This is a genomic window from Luteibacter sp. (genome assembly GCF_036500425.1).
In the GTDB taxonomy this organism is placed as follows: domain Bacteria; phylum Pseudomonadota; class Gammaproteobacteria; order Xanthomonadales; family Rhodanobacteraceae; genus Luteibacter.
On record NZ_DASYCB010000005.1, the window covers coordinates 30,321 to 47,755 of the forward strand.

15 protein-coding genes and 1 pseudogene are annotated in these 17,435 nt (G+C 64.0%); 8 read left to right on the forward strand and 8 right to left on the reverse strand.

What is annotated here, in order from left to right; genetic code table 11:
- The first annotated feature begins 131 nt into the window (after positions 1 to 131).
- A complete protein-coding gene (locus VGN46_RS01385) occupies positions 132 to 1,400 on the forward strand; it encodes a multidrug effflux MFS transporter (protein ID WP_331639824.1) in 1,269 nt (422 codons plus the stop codon).
- A gap of 345 nt (positions 1,401 to 1,745) precedes the next feature.
- Positions 1,746 to 2,603 (forward strand): RHS repeat-associated core domain-containing protein, encoded by an 858-nt coding sequence (locus VGN46_RS01390; RefSeq protein ID WP_331639826.1) that lies wholly within the window; start codon positions 1,746 to 1,748, stop codon positions 2,601 to 2,603.
- 778 nt (positions 2,604 to 3,381) lie between these two features.
- On the opposite strand, the gene VGN46_RS01395 is transcribed toward VGN46_RS01390, so the two are convergent.
- The 6 genes from VGN46_RS01395 to VGN46_RS01420 are packed head-to-tail and all read right to left on the reverse strand — an operon-like array spanning position 3,382 to position 6,904.
- Positions 3,382 to 3,924: an AAA family ATPase gene (locus tag VGN46_RS01395; RefSeq protein WP_331639828.1), complete on the reverse strand. Its 543-nt coding sequence runs from the start codon at positions 3,922 to 3,924 to the stop codon at positions 3,382 to 3,384.
- A gap of 24 nt (positions 3,925 to 3,948) precedes the next feature.
- Positions 3,949 to 4,428, reverse strand: coding sequence for a hypothetical protein (locus VGN46_RS01400; RefSeq protein WP_331639831.1), 480 nt, complete (start codon positions 4,426 to 4,428; stop codon positions 3,949 to 3,951).
- Positions 4,425 to 4,691, reverse strand: a complete 267-nt coding sequence (gene minE / locus VGN46_RS01405; protein ID WP_247333550.1) for a cell division topological specificity factor MinE — start codon at positions 4,689 to 4,691, stop codon at positions 4,425 to 4,427. The genes VGN46_RS01400 and minE overlap by 4 nt, the downstream gene beginning before the upstream one ends.
- A gap of 2 nt (positions 4,692 to 4,693) precedes the next feature.
- Positions 4,694 to 5,506 carry a septum site-determining protein MinD gene (minD, locus tag VGN46_RS01410; protein ID WP_331639835.1) on the reverse strand — a complete coding sequence of 271 codons (813 nt, stop codon included), beginning with the start codon at positions 5,504 to 5,506 and terminating at the stop codon, positions 4,694 to 4,696.
- Positions 5,507 to 5,540: 34 nt separating this feature from the next.
- On the reverse strand, positions 5,541 to 6,314 hold the full coding sequence (minC, locus tag VGN46_RS01415) for a septum site-determining protein MinC (RefSeq protein WP_331639837.1): 774 nt from the start codon (positions 6,312 to 6,314) through the stop codon (positions 5,541 to 5,543).
- Positions 6,311 to 6,904 carry a GNAT family N-acetyltransferase gene (locus tag VGN46_RS01420; protein ID WP_331639839.1) on the reverse strand — a complete coding sequence of 198 codons (594 nt, stop codon included), beginning with the start codon at positions 6,902 to 6,904 and terminating at the stop codon, positions 6,311 to 6,313. Before VGN46_RS01420 ends, minC begins: the two co-directional genes overlap by 4 nt.
- Before the next feature lie 193 nt (positions 6,905 to 7,097).
- Here VGN46_RS01420 and VGN46_RS01425 point away from each other — a divergent pair, with 193 nt between their 5' ends.
- From VGN46_RS01425 to VGN46_RS01435, 3 genes are all read left to right on the forward strand, one after another.
- Positions 7,098 to 8,363: a sensor histidine kinase gene (locus tag VGN46_RS01425; protein WP_331639841.1), complete on the forward strand. Its 1,266-nt coding sequence runs from the start codon at positions 7,098 to 7,100 to the stop codon at positions 8,361 to 8,363.
- Positions 8,360 to 9,001, forward strand: coding sequence for a response regulator transcription factor (locus VGN46_RS01430; RefSeq protein ID WP_331639843.1), 642 nt, complete (start codon positions 8,360 to 8,362; stop codon positions 8,999 to 9,001). The genes VGN46_RS01425 and VGN46_RS01430 overlap by 4 nt, the downstream gene beginning before the upstream one ends.
- 214 nt (positions 9,002 to 9,215) lie before the next feature.
- Positions 9,216 to 10,589, forward strand: a complete 1,374-nt coding sequence (locus tag VGN46_RS01435) for a polyketide cyclase (protein ID WP_331639845.1) — start codon at positions 9,216 to 9,218, stop codon at positions 10,587 to 10,589.
- A 322-nt stretch (positions 10,590 to 10,911) separates the two neighbouring features.
- On the opposite strand, the gene tsf is transcribed toward VGN46_RS01435, so the two are convergent.
- Together tsf and rpsB are read right to left on the reverse strand one after the other, a co-directional pair.
- On the reverse strand, positions 10,912 to 11,790 hold the full coding sequence (gene tsf / locus VGN46_RS01440; protein ID WP_331639847.1) for a translation elongation factor Ts: 879 nt from the start codon (positions 11,788 to 11,790) through the stop codon (positions 10,912 to 10,914).
- Positions 11,791 to 11,875: 85 nt separating this feature from the next.
- On the reverse strand, positions 11,876 to 12,739 hold the full coding sequence (rpsB, locus tag VGN46_RS01445) for a 30S ribosomal protein S2 (protein WP_331639849.1): 864 nt from the start codon (positions 12,737 to 12,739) through the stop codon (positions 11,876 to 11,878).
- 384 nt (positions 12,740 to 13,123) lie between these two features.
- On the opposite strand from rpsB, the gene map reads away from it, so the two are divergent.
- The 3 genes and pseudogenes from map (at position 13,124) to dapD (ending at position 17,433) form a co-directional block, all read left to right on the forward strand.
- Complete coding sequence (gene map / locus VGN46_RS01450; protein ID WP_331639851.1) at positions 13,124 to 13,891, forward strand: type I methionyl aminopeptidase; 768 nt, start codon at positions 13,124 to 13,126, stop codon at positions 13,889 to 13,891.
- A pseudogene (gene glnD / locus VGN46_RS01455) lies at positions 13,779 to 16,502 on the forward strand ([protein-PII] uridylyltransferase); the annotation flags it as partial. The gene map and the pseudogene glnD, both read left to right, overlap by 113 nt.
- Positions 16,444 to 17,433, forward strand: a complete 990-nt coding sequence (dapD, locus tag VGN46_RS01460) for a 2,3,4,5-tetrahydropyridine-2,6-dicarboxylate N-succinyltransferase (protein WP_414675197.1) — start codon at positions 16,444 to 16,446, stop codon at positions 17,431 to 17,433. The pseudogene glnD and the gene dapD, both read left to right, overlap by 59 nt.
- Positions 17,434 to 17,435: the final 2 nt, after the last annotated feature.

Genomic DNA, 17,435 nt, shown 5'->3' on the forward strand with positions numbered 1-17,435 from the left:
GGTGACCCTGCTCGCCGCCCCGCGCGACGTGGCGCTTCCTCCATGGCTGATTATGGGCACCGGCCGTGGGCCAAGGGCAAGCACAACTTACGGCTATACTGGCCGCCTTCCCCAGTACAGATTAAAGGTCCATGACCTCCGCGACCCGCGACCCGCGGCGCCACCTTCCCTTGATTCTCGCGGCCCTGAGCATGATCGGGCCGTTCTCCATCGATGCCATCTTCCCGGGCTTCCCGGATATCGGGCACGCATTCGGCGTGGGCGAGGTGGCGTTGCAGCAGCTGCTTAGCGTGTACCTGCTGGCCTATGCGGTGATGAGCCTGTTCCACGGCGCGATCTCTGATGCCTATGGGCGCAAGCCGGTCATCGTGGTGGCGATGGGTATCTATGCGCTGGCCTCGATGGGCGCGGCGCTGGCGCCGAGCTTCAGCTTCCTGCTTGCCTGCCGGGTGATCCAGGGCCTGTGCGGCGGCGCGGGTATCGTGGTGGGCCGAGCGATCGTGCGCGACACCCTGCAGGGGGAAGATGCGCAGCGGATGATGTCGAAGGTGATGATGATCTTCGGTATCGCGCCGGCGATCGCGCCGATCGTCGGTGCGTGGTTGCTGGGGATCGATGGCTGGCGCGGTATTTTCTGGGCGCTTACCGCGTTCACGGTGCTGTTGGTCCTGGGCATCATGCGTTTTCTCGTGGAGTCGCACCCGGTCGAGAAGCGCACGGTGTTCCGGCCGCGGCCGTTGTTGCGCGGTTACCTGGCGATCGCACGGGACAAGCCATTCTGGCCGCTGGCCATCGCGAGTTCGGTGAACTTCTCGGGCTTGTTCCTGTATATCGCGTCGGCGCCGCACCTCATTCGTGATGTGCTGCACCTGGGCGCGGATGGTTTCCCGTGGCTCTTCGTGCCGACAGTGACCGGCATGGTGACAGGTGCGTTCATCTCCGGTCGTGTGGCAGGGCGGGTCAGTGCGGCGAAGACGGTGGGCTGGGGCTATGCGGCCATGCTGTCGAGCTGTGCGTTGAGCCTGTTCTTCGCGCTGGTGCTGGATGCGCCGCGGGTGCCGTGGTCGACCGTGCCGTTGGCGTTGTATGGCTGTGGCGTGCAGATGGCTTTCCCGACGATCACGATCCTGTTGCTGGACCGGTTCCCGAACCAGCGTGGTGGCGTATCGTCGGTACAGGCCTTCGGTAGCTTGTTGATGACGGCGATCGTCGCGGGCGTGCTGTCGCCGGTGTTGTCGTCGAACATGTTGTACCTGGCGCTGGGTGCCACGACGCTGTGCGGTATCGGCCTGGCGGCATGGGTCTGGTATGGCGCGATGGAGCGCCGCCGCTTGTCACACACGAGCGCCGCGGCGGCGACCGAGGTGGTCTCGCAAATCGAGCGCAACGAGCCGGGCTGATCGCTGCTTCGAGAAGGCGCGACCTCTGTCAGCGCGCGCTCGCAGCGTGCTGATTTTGGCCTATTGACAGGGCCGCGCTCGCTTTAGCACCATCGACCCGCTCCTCCGGGAGTGCACGCCTAGAGTTGAGGACCGAGGGGGCTGACATCGCGCCATGCGAGTCAGTACGGTTGTCTACCGGATCAAGCAAGGGGAATGCATGGGCAGGAAGGTTGCTGGAGGTGGCCGTAAGGACCGGCCGACGGGTCGCGTTATCTCGAATAGATCGTTATCGGCGAGTGCCGCAATTTCGGCGTGGCTTGCGTTATTCGCGGTGGCCACGTTGGGGACGCGGTCGCGAAAACGGTGACCTACTACTATTCTGACCCGCAGGGCACGGTGTTGGCGACGGCTGACGCGCAGGGCCAGGTCACAGCTACTTTTGATAAGAAGCCCTTCGGGGCCGATGTTCTCGGGCCATCTGGCGGGCCCGGGTTCACCAGCCATTACGGCGATGAAGAAACCAGCCTCGTTTATATGCAGGCCCGATATTATGATCCGACCGTCGGCCGTTTCTTGAGTCGGGATCCACTGCAAGGCAAGGCGAATTCATACGCTTACGCACTCGATAATCCGTACAGTTTTATCGATCCCGACGGCCGCGATGACTGCAGTGACACATGCATGAGCATGCGTCGAATTTCAGACAACTTCAATCTCGGCAGATCGGGTGACAATTTCGGCGCCACCCCGACCCTTATCTTCGGCGAGGGCACTGACAAGGTTGCGCAGACTTGGAGTGAGAACAAGCACAAGATCGTGTCGGACCTGGCTAGAAGTAACCATCTGTTTAGGCCTGGCACCAAGATTAAGGTGGACGTGAGCGCCACCGTCAACGATCCCGGTAATTTCGACGGCAGATCAATCGTTATCTCCGCGCTCGCAGTCGGCGAGAATGGTTTCAACGTCGCACAACTTGGCGGAATCCTCGGTCACGAGATGTATCACGCTGTTGATTATTTGAATGGACGAATTAATTTCTCGAACGACATTTTCTCCGGATACGCACCACGCGCCCGAAGTGAAGTAAATGCATATCGATGGGGAATGAGGACGCGAGCGCACTACGATTTTGATGATCCGGCTTACGTTGAGCAGTTCCAGGCAGGCATTGATCGCTTTACGCCGTGTGCAAATAACAACTGCAATCTGAACGTTTTCTAGACATGCTAAAGAACGCGCTGCTGCTTCCTATCGCGGTCCTTGCTGCCGCATGCTCGTCGGTGTCACCAAAATCCGACAATCCCGGGCATGAGTTGCTTGGTCCACCCTCGGACAAGGTCGCTCAAGATTTTGTCGAGTGCGTACAGAAGTCACTCCCATCGCACCACGTCATGGTTGCGCCGCCGAAGAGTGGTGTCATCTACGTTGAAGGTGACGTGGGGACTATAAATTCATGGCGGGTTGGCGCCAGTCCTTCGTTGATCGGAGGAAAGACGGCTGTGGTCGTGACGAAGGCGCCGCCACTGGAGTCCGGAATCTTGACGCTTCTCGCAGCTTGCCTATAGTGATCGGGTCGGGCGGATCCCGGTCGTGCGCCGCGTTCTGTGTCGTCACCCCTTGGCTACTGGCGATTTCAGCGTGCGGGCCGGCAGATCACAAATTGTCCAAGCCCACCCCACAGTTCCTGGAGTCGCCTTCAGATAAGTCTGTGAATGAGTACGCCGAATGTGTGCGTGAAACCATGGTTTCACATCATGTGTTGATTTCACCGTTGGCGAATGGAGGCGTTTCCATTCAAGGCGATCAGGCAACGACGGCTGAGTGGCATATCGGTGTTGTGTTGTCTCTTATCGGTCGAAAGTCCGTCGTGCTTATTCGGCCAGGTTCTTCGCCTTCGCCCGAGGTGTTAGCTCTGCTTAGAGCCTGTCAGTGAATCATGCCTTCGCTCCTGGTCGAAATGGCCTACGGCCGCGAGTACCTGTCGCGCGCAAGCGCGCTCCTACAGGGGCGGGTAGGGCAACGTCCAGGTGGCGTAAGCGCGTTGCAGGGCACGTGCGGATGCGAGACGCGCTTTCGGCAGGGCGAGGCTCTCGAAGAGCGCTGCGTAGCGCGTTCGATTCGCCGGTGTCGCAAAGATGATATGGCGTAGCATTGCCCGGTGAATACGCTCGCGCGCACCTTCCAAGCCACCCATGCGCCGACGATCGAATAACGTACGACGCACGTAGCGCTGCAAACTGGTGAACGTGGATACATCAAGGAGGATGACGCCCGTCGCACGCTCGAGTCGCTGCGGCATGCACGACGAATAATTGCCATCGATCACCCAGCAATCACCACGGATCGCCTCGTCGTGCAAGGCGTGAAACGCCTCGCGCGGACGTGGCTGCCACTCCGTATGCGGCAAATGGTGCAACTGATCCAGATGAACTACCGTAAAAGCCTGGTGCCGGGCGATCGCATCCGCGAGCGTCGATTTGCCGCTATTCGACGGCCCAAGAATGCAGATGCGCGGACCTAACTCAGCGAGCGAGAGTGGCATGTCCACAACGCGAGCTTCCACAGGTCAGGCGACAGGCAACCCGCGAGCTTGAAGAAACGCACGGGCTTCGGGGGCGTCGTGTTCGAACCACGCCTGGGTCGAACCGAGGCGGTAGGTGTAACCCCAGCGGTCCATGTCTTCCATCAGGCGCAGCGAACCCACCGAAGGCAGGTGTCCGGCCAGCACGATCTGCAGGTAGCAGGTCGCGTCTTCTTCTTCGATCGAATCCGTCGCATCCGTATGCACCAGCGCGCGCTTCTCTTCCGGCAGCACGATCAGGTGACAGGCTTCGTGCAACAGCGAATGCACCGGTGTATCGGCGCGTGCATACACGGTGGTGCCGATGATGCCCGCTTCCGTATCACCCCAGAAACTTCCGGGAATGGCCTCGCCATCAGCGACCGCGATCAATGCGAGGCCGTGCTGGGCGAGGAGGGTGCGGGGTTCGTCAAAGCCGATGTCGCCGACGCGGAGTACCGCGTCGGCGGGATCGGGCGCGCTCATGCCGACGCGGGCTTGCCGTCGGGCAGGGCGACCGAGAGCTCAAGGATCTCATGGCCGCTATCACGCTCGAGGTTGATGTTCACGGCATCGACGTCGACGTTCACGTATTTGCGGATGACTTCCAGCAGCTCATTACGCAGCAGCGGCAGGTAGTCGGGGGCGCCACGCGTTGAACGCTCCTGCGCAACGATGATGCGCAGGCGCTCCTTGGCCACGCCCGCGCTCGGCTCGGGCTTACGCTTCAGGAAATCGAGGATACCCATGCTTAACCTCCGAACACGCGCTTGAGGAAGCCCTTCTTAACCGGCTCAAGGAAACGCAGCGGGCGTTCGTTGCCCAGGATGCGCGAGACGGTATCCCGGTAGGCGTGGCCGGCGTTCGAGTTCTCGTCGAGGATGACGGGCACGCCTGCGTTCGACGCGGCGAGCACGTTCTCCGATTCGGGGATGACGCCTACGACCGAGATACCGAGGATGTCCTCGACGTCCTTTACGCTGAGCATCTCACCGGCTTCGACGCGGTTCGGGTTGTAGCGCGTAAGCAGCAGGTGCTGCTTGATCGGGGACTCGCCCTTTTCGGCGCGACGGGTCTTGCTGGCGAGCAGGCCGAGGATGCGGTCGGAATCGCGCACGGAGGAAACCTCCGGGTTCACGACGACGACGGCGTGGTCGGCGAAGTACATGGCCAGGTGCGCGCCCTTCTCGATACCGGCGGGCGAATCGCACACGACGAAATCGAAACCTTCCTTCGTCAGCTCCTCGAGTACCTTCTCCACGCCTTCCTGGGTCAGGGCATCCTTATCGCGCGTCTGTGATGCGGCGAGGATGTACAGGTTTTCGTGGCGCTTGTCCTTGATCAGGGCCTGCTTAAGCGTGGCCTCGCCGTGCACGACATTGACGAAGTCGTACACCACGCGGCGCTCGCAGCCCATGATCAGGTCGAGGTTGCGCAGGCCAACGTCGAAGTCGATGACGGCAACCTTCTTGCCTTCGATAGCAAGGCCGGTCGCGAGGGAGGCACTGGTGGTGGTCTTGCCGACTCCGCCCTTGCCGGAGGTGACGACGATAATTTCTGTCAAGAGATATCTCCGCAAAAAACGGTGGGGACCGGCGTCAGAGGCGCGCGATCATGAGTTTTCCATTGTCGAGCCAGCATTGCACGGCCTGGCCTTCGAATTCCTTGGGCATGTCCTCGAACACGCGATAGTGCCCCGCGATCGCGACGAGCTCGGCGCGGAAATCGGAGCAGAAAATGCGGGCGGTCTCATCGCCCTGTGCGCCAGCCATGGCGCGGCCACGCAGGCTGCCGTACACGTGGATGGACCCATCGGCGATCACTTCCGCGCCATTCGCCACCGCGGCGGCGACCACGAGGTCGCGCTCGCGGGCATAGAGCTGCTGGCCCGAGCGCACGGCGCTACCGGTGTGGTGCTGTGCGGTGATCGCGGTGCCGTTCTCCGCGCCGGCGGCCAACACGGGCGCGGGTTCGGCGCGCGAAGCCGTCGGCAGGGCCGGGACCGGCGCGGCAGCCTCGCCCTGGCCCGGCTCGTACTGCGCACGGAACTTGGCGATGAGCGGCAGGTTCATGCGCTCGGCCAATGCCTCGGTTTCGCTGGTGCCGTAGGCGATACCTACGGGCAGCATGCCAGCGCTGCGGATGGCTTCCAGCAGGGCGTCGACCATACCGTCGTCGGGCAGCTTCTGCAGGTGCGAGAGATCGAGCACCACCGCGGCGCGGGTGAACATCTGCGGTGCCGAGCGCACGCGGCGCTCCAGTTCTTCCACCAGGGCGGCGGCATCCACGCGGCGCACGCGCACGCAAGCGATGCCTACCTGGCCAAAGCGCAGGTCGCAGGCGGCTTCCAGGGATTCGGCGCGGGCGTTCATGCAGCCACCCCGCGATCTGCCGGGCGGGTGCGTTCTGCCAGCCAAGGCACGGCTGGCAGGCCATCCTGTTCGAGGTAGCGCTCGCGCACAAACGGGAAACTGGGCAGCTCGCGGGCGAGCAGGCTCACCTTCGGGCCATCGGTGCCCATCTGCTGCTGGCCCACTTCCTGGAAGCCCATGGTGCCGTGGAACAGCACCGTCTGGTCGTTGCGGGGTTCAAGGAAAACTTCGCAGGTCAGGAGCGGCACGCGTACCTCGGCATAACTTTGCACATCACAGTAAAAGACCCGGCCAAGGCCATGCCCACGGAAATCGTGTTTGATCACGATACGGTCGATGTACACGAACGAATCGTAATGGGCCTGGAACCAGCGGAAATTGGGACTCTGGTATTCGGCATCCTGGCGCATGGCGACAAGGAAACCGACGATGCGTCCATCCTGCTCGGCGACGCGGAAGTAGTGCGCGATCTCGTACAGGTGGCGCAACCGGTCGCGATCGGTGGCGAGAATGCCGGTGCCCGCTTCGTTATTCAGCGCCAGCACGGCATCCAGGTCGTGCTCGCGCACGTCGCGGATGGCAAGGGCCATTCGTTACTCCGATCCAGGTGTTTCAAAAGAAGGCGGCCCCCGGGCCGCCCGATGCGCGGCATTATGGCATGCCCGGCCGCGGGCCGGGGGCACGGCGGCGGATGTAAAACCATTGTAAAGCCTGCGCTTTCCGCGTGTGGTCTCATGACTTCAGTCAGGTGGCGCGGGCGTCGCGAAGGCCTATGATTCGGGCATGTCCAAGGTCCAGTTCAATCACGTCCGCCTGCTCCGGTACGCCACGTACTTTGTCTACCTGTGCGTCGGCCTGCCGCTTTCACTGCAGCGGGCAGGCTCCGAGCCCGGCCAGATCCCGGATATGGCCTTGCTGGCCTGGACCGGCTGCTACCTGCTGTTCGGCCTGGTCTATTGGCTGCTGACACGCAGCCTCGGTTCCCGCGTGGACGGCCCGACGCGCGTCACCGTGCTGGTGATCCTGACGGGCACCGCGCTGGCCATCGGTATCCTGAGCAAGAGTGGTCTCTCGGCACTGCTGCTGGTGATCGTGGCGGCGGTGGTGCCATGGCTGGTCAGCCTCCCGGTGGGCATGGTCTGGATGGTGGTGGCGCACCTTGCGCTCATTCCCGTGCTCATGCAGTTGCCCGGTTTCGGCCTCATTTATTCGGTCATGCAGGCCTGCCTCTACTTCGGCTTTTCTGCGCTGATGTTCATCACCTCCATGGTGGCCAGCCAGCAAGCGGATGAACGTGAGGAGTTGCGCCAGCTGAATTCCGAATTGCGCGCCACCCGGGCGCTGCTGGCCGAATCCACGCGTATCGCCGAGCGCATGCGTATTGCCCGCGACCTGCATGACCTGGTGGGCCACCACCTGACCGCCTTGAGCCTCAACCTCGAGGTGGCCAGCCACCTCACCAACGATACGGCGCGCGAACATGTCCTGAAGGCGCAAAGCACGGCGAAGCAGCTGCTTGCCGATGTGCGCGAGGTGGTCAGCGAACTGCGCCAGGATGATGCGATCGACCTCACCCAGGCGCTGCGAAGCCTCACCGAGGGCGTGCCCGGCCTCGCCGTACACCTGGCCATTCCCCCGCGCTTCGGCGTCGAGGACCCACGCCGGGCGCAGATGCTGCTGCGCTGTGTGCAAGAATTGCTCACCAACACCGTGCGCCATGCGAACGCGCGCAACCTCTGGCTTACCTTCCGGCATACCGGGCCCGATGAGCTGTGCCTGGATGCGCGCGACGATGGTCGCGGTATCGCGGGCGTGGCGGGCACGTTTCGCCCCGGCAACGGCCTGAATGGCATGCGCGAACGCCTGGCCGAGTTCGGCGGCAGCGTAACGTTCCGCGATGTGCCCGAGGGTGGCTTCGCGCTCACGGCGCGGTTGCCGCTCGGCGAGGTCCAGGCCCTGGCCCACGCCCCCACCCGTCCGCCGCTGGGCGATAGCCCGCTGCTGCCTCCTCATGCCACCATCCCCGTTCCTTCCGAGGATCCTTCATGATCTCCGTCTGCCTCGTTGACGATCAGAACCTGGTTCGCCAGGGCATACGCTCGCTGCTCGACCTTGCCGGCGATATCCGGGTGATTGCCGAGTGCGCCGATGGCGCCCAGGCGGTCCAGGCCATCCCGCAGATTCGTCCCGACGTCGTGCTGCTCGACCTGCGTATGCCCAACATGAGCGGCCTGGAGGTGCTCCAGGCCCTTGGCGGCCGCAATGAGCTGCCGCCGACGATCATCCTGACCACCTTCGACGATGACCAGCTTGTCCTCGCTGGCCTGAAGGCGGGCGCGCGCGGCTACCTGCTAAAGGATGTCTCGCTCGACCAACTGGTTGAAGCGGTCCGTACCGTCGCCGCCGGCGGCTCCCTTGTGGCGCCGATGGTCACCCAGCGCCTGCTGGCTGGCGTGGGTCGCATCCAGAACCAGTTTTCCAGCCTGGAGCAGCCCGACCCCCTCACCGAGCGCGAGACCGAGATCCTGCGTCTTCTCTCGGGCGGCTACAGCAACAAGGAAATCGCCAATTCGCTCAGGGTGGCGGAGGGCACGGTGAAGAACCATGTCTCGAATATCCTCTCCAAGCTCGGTGTCCGTGACCGCACCCGGGCTGTCCTGAAGGCGCTGGAGCTCGGGATCGTCTGAGCCGCCGCCGCGGTGGCGGCCCACCCCGGGTTTTTTCGGGTTGTGCCGGGTTGGGAAAAAGGGCAGGGGACCCAATGGCGCTCGACGCCATGACCGGCTACCATCGGTTCTTTCGGCAATGGCATACCCATGCCACGGGCCGATTCTTCAGGGGTGACCGCGCGGACTCCACAGCCGGGGGTTGCCTGTTCAAAGACGTTCGGAGAATCGTGGAATGACGCGTCTGTTAGAATTTCTTGTCGCTATCGTCATCGTCGCCGTACTAGGCGTCGTAGTTGGCGTGGCCATGCCCTCGACTGGACATGTCGAGCGCCCGTTGGTGATCAGCAAGGATTTGCGCCAGGTCTACGACGTTTTCAGTAACTTCCGCCGCTACCCGGACTACAGTGTGCAGCGCACGCTCGATCCGAAGCTGCAGTTCGAGCTGTCTGGCAAGGCTTATGGCCCGGGCGCCAAGATCTCCTGGAAGGCCGGCGACCCGAAGCAGGGTGATGGCTCCCTCGAAATCGCCTCCATCGATCCGGGCTTTGCCGGGATCAGCGATGCAGGCAAGGGCACCATCGTCTGGAATCTCGAGAACAACTGGCGCGGCCACAACAAGAAGTTCACGATCACCCTTGCGCGCACTGGCCGCAGCCAGAAGCTCGTGAACGTGGTCTGGGCTTACGATGTTGATTACGGCTTCAACCTGGTGGATCGCTTCAGCAACCTGTACATCCATGGTGATCCGGATTCGCTGATCCAGTTCAGCCTGGGCAACCTGCAGAACCTGATGGCGTCGATCCCCAACATCGACTACAGCAAGATGGTTCCGTCGATCGCCGACCAGCCGGCCAAGCCCATCCTGTTCGTTTCCACCACGGCCCCGCGTACGCTTGACGACGTCGACACCGCGTCGGACAAGGCCATGGCCGAGATCCAGGCGGCCGCCAAGAAGCTGGGCGTGAACATCGTGAGCCCGCGCATCACGTTCACGACCAACTGGGGCGACCAGAACTACACGTTCGACGTGGCTGCTGAAATCGACGCCACCACGGTGAAGATCGATGGCCAGGACATCGAACTGACTGCCACCCAGCGCCCGACCCTTGATGCTGCCGCTCCGGCTGAAGCATCGACGTCGGCTACGCCGGCGGCTCCCGCCGAGACGGCTGCCCCGGGTAGCAAGGACCGCTTCGGTCGCGTCGTGGTCGATGGCAACGTCAAGGCTGTGCTCGCCTTCGGTGGCAAGGCCCTCAAGGCTGAGTGGAGCGGCACCGGTGCCGGCCTGCCGCAGACGCGCCAGATGCTGGCTGCCTATGCGCAGACCCACGGTTACAAGTACGACGACGTGGTGAACCGCGCTTACGATATCCAGACGAAGGCGCCGGTGAATAACCACGGCACCATCGAGGGTTACGACGAGCAGAAGTTCGAGATCTACCTGCCGCTTCAGGGCGACAACCTGCCGGACCAGACTCCGGAACAGGAAGCCGGCATGAAGCAGCCGGGCCTGGAAGAAGCGGCTCCGGCCGGTTCCTCCACGGCCGCAGCCCCGGCCGAAGCGGGCACCGCCCCGGCCCCGGCCAGCACGGCTGCTGCCCAGTAAGCCGCAACGCGGCCTACGTGTAGGAGCGTGCTCGCACGCGATAAGCCAACGAAGCGGCGATGCCGCAACGCCTGGCACCAAAAAAGGCCGCGAGTAATCGCGGCCTTTTTTTGTTCGTGCGGGTCGAGCCCGCCTCGTGGGAGTCCACCCTGTGGACGACATCTTTCGCCTCGATGAGGAGGCCCTGCGGCGTTTGGGCAAACGGCGTCGCCGACAGGGTCAGCTCCCACGGCGGCATCCATCGGTGTCGCGAGCACCCAGCGCGCGCAGAGCCAAAAAAAACCCGGCTTTCGCCGGGTTTTCGTTAGCGAGGTAGATTGGCTTACGCCAGGCCTGCCTGCTTCATCACTTCGGCGGCGAAATCGTCAACCACCTTCTCGATGCCTTCGCCAACGGCGAGGCGCTCGACGGCGATGATTTCCGCGCCACCCTTCTTCAGGGCTTCGGCGACGGTGATGTCGGTATCGATGACGTAGGCCTGGCCCACGAGGGTCACATCGGCAAGGATCTTGTTGACCTTGCCCGACACGATCTTCTCGAGGATCTCGGCCGGCTTCTGCTTTTCCTTGTCCGTCATCTTCGACAGCTCGATTTCCTTTTCCTTCTCAAGGAAATCAGCCGGGACGTCTTCGACCTTGATGAACTTGGGGTTCATCGCGGCGACGTGCATGGCGATGTTCTTGGCCAGCTCTTCCGAGCCGCCCTTCAGGGCCACCAGCACGCCGATGCGGCCGCCGTGCGAGTACGCACCCAGCGAGCCGTCGGTTTCGATCGTCGCCATGCGGCGGACGTCGAACTTCTCGCCGATGGTGAGGGTCAGGGCCTTGGCGGCATCTTCCACGGTGGTGTCGCCGAGCTTGGCGGCCTTCAGCGTGTCGATATCCTTGGCGCCCGACGACAGGGCAACGTTGGCCACATCCTTGGTGAACTGGATGAACTCCGGGTTGCGCTGCGAGAAGTCGGTTTCGCTGTTCACTTCGACCATGACGGCCTTGCCACCCTGGGTGGCAACGGCGACGAGGCCTTCGGCGGCGACGCGGTCGGACTTCTTGTCAGCCTTGGCCGCGCCGCTCTTGCGCAGCGATTCCATTGCCGCTTCGATATCGCCGTTGTTTTCGACGAGTGCCTTCTTGCACTCCATCATGCCGACGCCGGAACGCTCGCGCAGATCCTTGACGAGGCTTGCGGTGATCTCAGCCATGGTAATTCCTCAAAGTTTGAAGTGCGCCGCGGCATGGGTGCCGCGGCGCGGATGAAGCGGAAGAGCAGGTTACGGGGTGGGGCGCTTACGCGCGGCCACGACCACCGTCACGGCCGCCTTCGCGACGCGGTGCACCTGCGCCCTTCTTGGCCGGGCCGCGGTCGTTGCGACGCTCGCCACGCGGGGCTTCGTCCTTCGCAACCGGGTTGCCGGCTTCGTCCATCTCCACGAACTCGTTGGCATCGCCGCGGGCGGCGTGCTGCGGAGCGGCGGCCTTGCCTTCCAGGATGGAATCGGCGGCAGCGCGGGCGTAGAGCTGGATGGCGCGGATGGCGTCGTCGTTACCCGGGATGGCATAGTCGACGAGGGCCGGGTCGTAGTTGGTATCGACGACGGCGACGACCGGGATGCCGAGCTTGCGGGCTTCCTGGACGGCGATGTCTTCGTGGCCGATGTCCACGATAAACAGGGCGTCCGGCAGGCGATTCATATCCTTGATGCCGCCCAGCGAGTTCTGCAGCTTGTCGCGCTCACGGCGGCGGGCCAGCACTTCGTGCTTGACCAGGCGATCGAACGAACCGTCGGTTTCGGCGGCTTCGAGTTCCTTCAGGCGGGCAACCGACTGCTTCACGGTGCGGAAGTTGGTCAGCATGCCGCCGAGCCAGCGGGCGGTGACGAACGGCTGGTTCGCGCGGCCGGCTTCTTCAGCCAGGGCTTCGCGGGCCGAACGCTTGGTGCCGACGAACAGGATGGTGCCGCCCTTCTGGGCCAGGCCCGAGAGGAAGTTCATCGCATCGTTGAAGAGCGGGAGGGTCTTCTCGAGGTTGATGATGTGGATCTTGCCGCGGGCGCCGAAGATGTACGGAGCCATCTTGGGGTTCCAGTAGCGGGTCTGGTGGCCGAAATGGACGCCGGCTTCCAGCATCTCGCGCATGGTGACTTGTGCCATGGAATTACTCCTGGGCGAACCGCACTGAGGCGGTTCTATGGGGGTTGGGACCTCCACGCATCCCCGGCTTCGACCCTGCCCATGCCGCGGAGCCTTTCGCTCATCGACGGCGGGGCAAGGCACCCCGAAGGCGGTGCCGATGCGTGTGTGGCGTTAAAAGCGACTGCCTTGCGCCGGGCCAATAGTGGCGTCGTGCGGTTACAATCGCGCTGTCGTTTCACCCCCGTGGCCACGTAAGAGTGGCTTCGCCGGGCAGCAAAACTCGCTAATTGTAGCCTCCGCCCTGCGCTCACCGCAAGCGTGGGGCTGGAAATCCGCCGGGGGCACCGCCACGTGTGTGGTGAGCCCATCCCCCTGAGGGCAAAGGAAAAAGAGAGAGACACCATGGCAGTCGTACCGAAGACCCCCGAAGAAATCGAATCCATGCGCGAGGCCGGCCGGCTGGCCGCCGAGGTGCTGGCCATGCTGGTGCCGCACGTCAAGCCGGGCGTCACCACCGAGGAGCTGGACCGCCTGGCCCACGACCACATCGTGAACGTGCAAAAGGCGATTCCGGCCAATGTCGGCTACCGGGGCTTCCCCAAGACCGTGTGCACCTCGGTCAACCATGTGATCTGCCACGGTATTCCCACCGAAACCAAGGTCCTGAAGGACGGCGACATCATCAATGTCGATGTCACGGTCATCAAGGACGGCTGGCATGGCGATACCAGCCGGATGTACTTCGTGGGCGCGCCCAGCGTACTGGCCAAGCGCCTGGTCGAGACGACCTTCGAGGCCATGATGAAGGGCATCGAGGCAGTGAAGCCGGGCGCGACGCTGGGCGACGTAGGCGCGGCGATCCAGAAGCACGCCGAAGCCGCTGGTTTCTCGGTGGTCCGCGAGTACTGCGGGCACGGTATCGGCAAGGTCTACCACGACGAACCGCAGGTCCTGCATTACGGCCGCCAGGGCACGGGCCTCGAGCTCAAGCCCGGCATGACCTTCACGGTCGAGCCGATGATCAACGCCGGTAAACCGCAGACCAAGTCGCTGCCCGATGGCTGGACGGTGGTCACCAAGGATCATTCGCTCTCCGCGCAGTGGGAACACACCGTGGCGGTCACGGACGACGGCTTCGAGATCCTCACGCCCTGGCCGGACGCCGCCTGACGTTGTTTGCGACCTCGCCCCGCGTGGCGCGGGGTCGCCCATCCACCCGCCAAGGGGCCCCGACGTGACGCTCCCCCCGCTACCACGCCTGCCGGCCGTCGTTCCCCGCTCCGGTGTATCCCCCGAGGCACGGCGGTCGCTGCGCCAGCTACTGGGTGATGCCGACCGCGCGCTCGATACGGCGTTCGGCGAGGGAGAGGACGCTACCGCCCTGGCCAGGCGACGCGGGGAAATCGTCGAGAAGGTGGTCGTGCATACCTGGGGCGCGTGCCTGGGGGATATGGCCGCGGCCGCACTTTTCGCCGTCGGCGGTTTTGGCCGCGGGTTGTTGTTCCCTTGTTCCGACGTGGACCTCCTGGCCATGGTGGGCGAGAACTCGCCGGCCCTTTCCCGCGCCCTGGAACATTTTTTCGCCTGCCTTTGGGATATCGGCCTGAAGCCAGGCCACGCCGTGCGCACGGTCGAGCAGTGTCGTGAACTGGCCGCTCGCGACGCCAGTGTGTTCACGAGCCTGATCGATGGCCGTCGTCTCGCCGGGTGGCCGATCCTGGCCAACGACCTGCGCGGGATCCTCGATGACCCTGCACTGTGGCCGCCGCGTGAATACCTGGCCGCCCGCCTTGCTGAGCGCGACGCGCGCCATGCCCGCTACGACGATACGGCGCAGAACCTCGAGCCCAATCTCAAGGATGGCCCGGGTGGGCTGCGCACGCTGGATGCCCTGCGTTGGCTGGGCCGTCGCCTGGCCCATGCGGCGGATTTCGATGCCATGGTCGCCGAGGGTCTGCTGGAGCCGGTGGAAGCCGCGAAGCTCGGCCGTGCCGAAGCCACCCTGCGTAGGTATCGCTACGCGCTGCACCTGGAAGCGGGCCGCGCCGAGGAGCGCCTGCTTTTCGATTACCAGCGCGCGCTGGCCATACGCCTCGGTTTCGAGGACGAGCACGCGAAGAACCTGGGCGTCGAGCAATTCATGCAGGGCTATTACCGGGCCGCTACCCAGATCGAGCGCTCCGGTACGCAGATGGTGGAACGCTTCGAGGAAATGCTCGATCCAGTGACGGAGCCCGCGGCCATCGGCAGCGACTACGTGCGCTACGGTTCGCGAATCGCCTTGCGCAATCCGCATCTGTTCGTGCGCCGGCCGGCCGCGCTCGTGGAGATCTTCATCGCGCGGCTCGATGAGCCGGGCATCACGGGCTTCACCGCCGAAACCATGCGCCGCATCCAGCACGCCGTATCGCTACATGGCGAGGGGCTGGCCGATGATCAGGCGGTGCTCGATGCTTTCCTTGCTTTGCTCCGGCGTGGCGCGCCTGCCGTGGATGCGCTCTGGCGCATGAACCGTCACGGCCTGCTCGCCGCCATCCTGCCGGCGTTCGGCAAGGTGGTGGGGCGTATGCAGTACGACTTGTTCCATGTGTACACCGTGGATGAACACACCTTGCGCGTGCTGCGCAATGTCGCGCGCTTTGCCGACCCGGCTGCGCGTCGTGAATTCCCGGTGGGTTGCGAGATCTGGCCGCACATCGAACGCCCGGAGTTGATGCTGCTCGCGGCGCTGTTCCACGATATCGCCAAGGGCCGCGGTGGGGACCACTCGATGTTGGGCGAGGAGGACGCCAAGGCGTTTTGTCGCCGGCTGCGCTTGCCCGACGACCAGGTGGACCTCGTGGCATGGCTGGTCCGCCAGCACCTGCTGATGAGTACGACCGCCCAGCGCCAGGACATCACGGACCCCGAGGTCGTGCACCGCTTTGCCAACGTGGTGGGCGACTGGGAGCATCTCGATCACCTGTACCTGCTGACCATCGCCGACATCATCGGTACCAGCCCCAAGCTGTGGAACGCGTGGAAGGATCGCCTGCTGTCCGACCTGTACACGGCCACGCGTTTTGCATTGCGTGGCGACGTCAGCCACGCGGCCATTGTCGGTTCGCGTGTCCGTGAGTGTCGCGAGCGTGCCCTCGGCATGCTGGTGGCGGAACATTTCGCCGCGGACGACATCGCGAAGGTGTGGGCGGAGTTCCCTGAACTGAGCTTCCTGCGCCACCGCGCCGAGCAAATTGCCTGGCAGACCGCGGCCATCCTTCGCGCAGGCGGCGCGACGCCATTGGTCGAGGTCCACCCGTTCTCCGTGCGGGGTAGTACCGAGCTGTTCGTCTACACGGCCGACCGCGATGGTTTGTTCGCCACCGTGACGGCGGTGCTCGATCGCCTGCGCTTCTCCGTGGTGGAGGCGCGCATCCTGGTTTCAAATACCGGCATGGCGCTCGATACCTTCCTGCTGCTCGAATCGGAAACCCAGGCGCCGGCGTCGTTGCAGCGTGCGGAAGAGTTGCGCCTGCGCCTGATACGCGCGCTGGACCATCCCGAGGGCCACAGCGCGCCCAAGCGCGGTATCTCCCGCCACCTTCGTCATTTCCAGATGGCGCCGCGCGTCGCATTCAGCCCGATTGGCGAGCGCACGCAGCTGTCGCTGGTCTGTACCGACCGGCCTGGTCTGCTGGCCGCCGTGTCGCAGGCGCTGGCCGAAGCGGAGGTGCGCGTGCATGATGCGCGTATCGCCACGTTTGGCGAGCGCGTCGAAGATTTCTTCCAGCTCACCGACCGGAACAACGCAGCGCTTTCGCCCGCGCGCCAGGAGATCCTGCGCGAGTGCCTGCTGCGCCATATCGGTTTCGAAACCCCCAGGACCCCTGTTGATGCAAATGCAAACGCTTGAATCCGTCATCGAGAACGCCTTTGAGCGTCGCGCCGACCTGACCCAGAACGAGATCGAGGGTGACAACGGCCTGCGCGTCGTGGTCGACCAGGTGCTCGATCTGCTGGAATCCGGCGAGCGCCGTGTGGCCGAGCCCGACGGCAAGGGCGGCTGGGTCGTGCATGCGTGGTTGAAGAAAGCCGTGCTGCTGTATTTCCGCATGAACGGCAATCGCGTGATGGACGGTGGTCCGTCCAGCGCGTTCGACAAGGTGCCGCTGCGCTTCACCGAAGGCGATACCACTGAATACGCCAACCTTGGCGCGCGCGTCGTTCCCGGCGCGCTCGTGCGCCGCGGCGCGCACATCGCGAAGGACGCCGTGCTGATGCCGAGCTACACGAACATCGGAGCCTACGTCGGCGCCGGCAGCATGGTCGATACCTGGGCCACCGTGGGCTCGTGCGCGCAGATCGGCGCAGGTGTGCACCTCTCCGGCGGCGTGGGCATCGGCGGCGTGCTCGAGCCGCTACAGGCCAACCCGACGATCATCGAGGATAACTGCTTTATCGGCGCGCGCTCGGAAGTGGTCGAGGGCGTGATCGTGGAGAAGGGCTCCGTGATCGGCATGGGTGTATTCCTCGGCCAGTCCACCCGCATCTACAACCGCGCCACTGGCGAGATCAGCTACGGCCGCGTGCCGGCTGGCAGCGTGGTGGTGGCCGGCAACCTGCCGGCGAAGGACGGTTCGCACAGCCTTTATGCCGCGATCATCGTGAAGCAGGTGGATGAGAAGACCCGCTCGAAGACGGGCATCAACGAACTCCTGCGTAGCGGTGAGTGAAG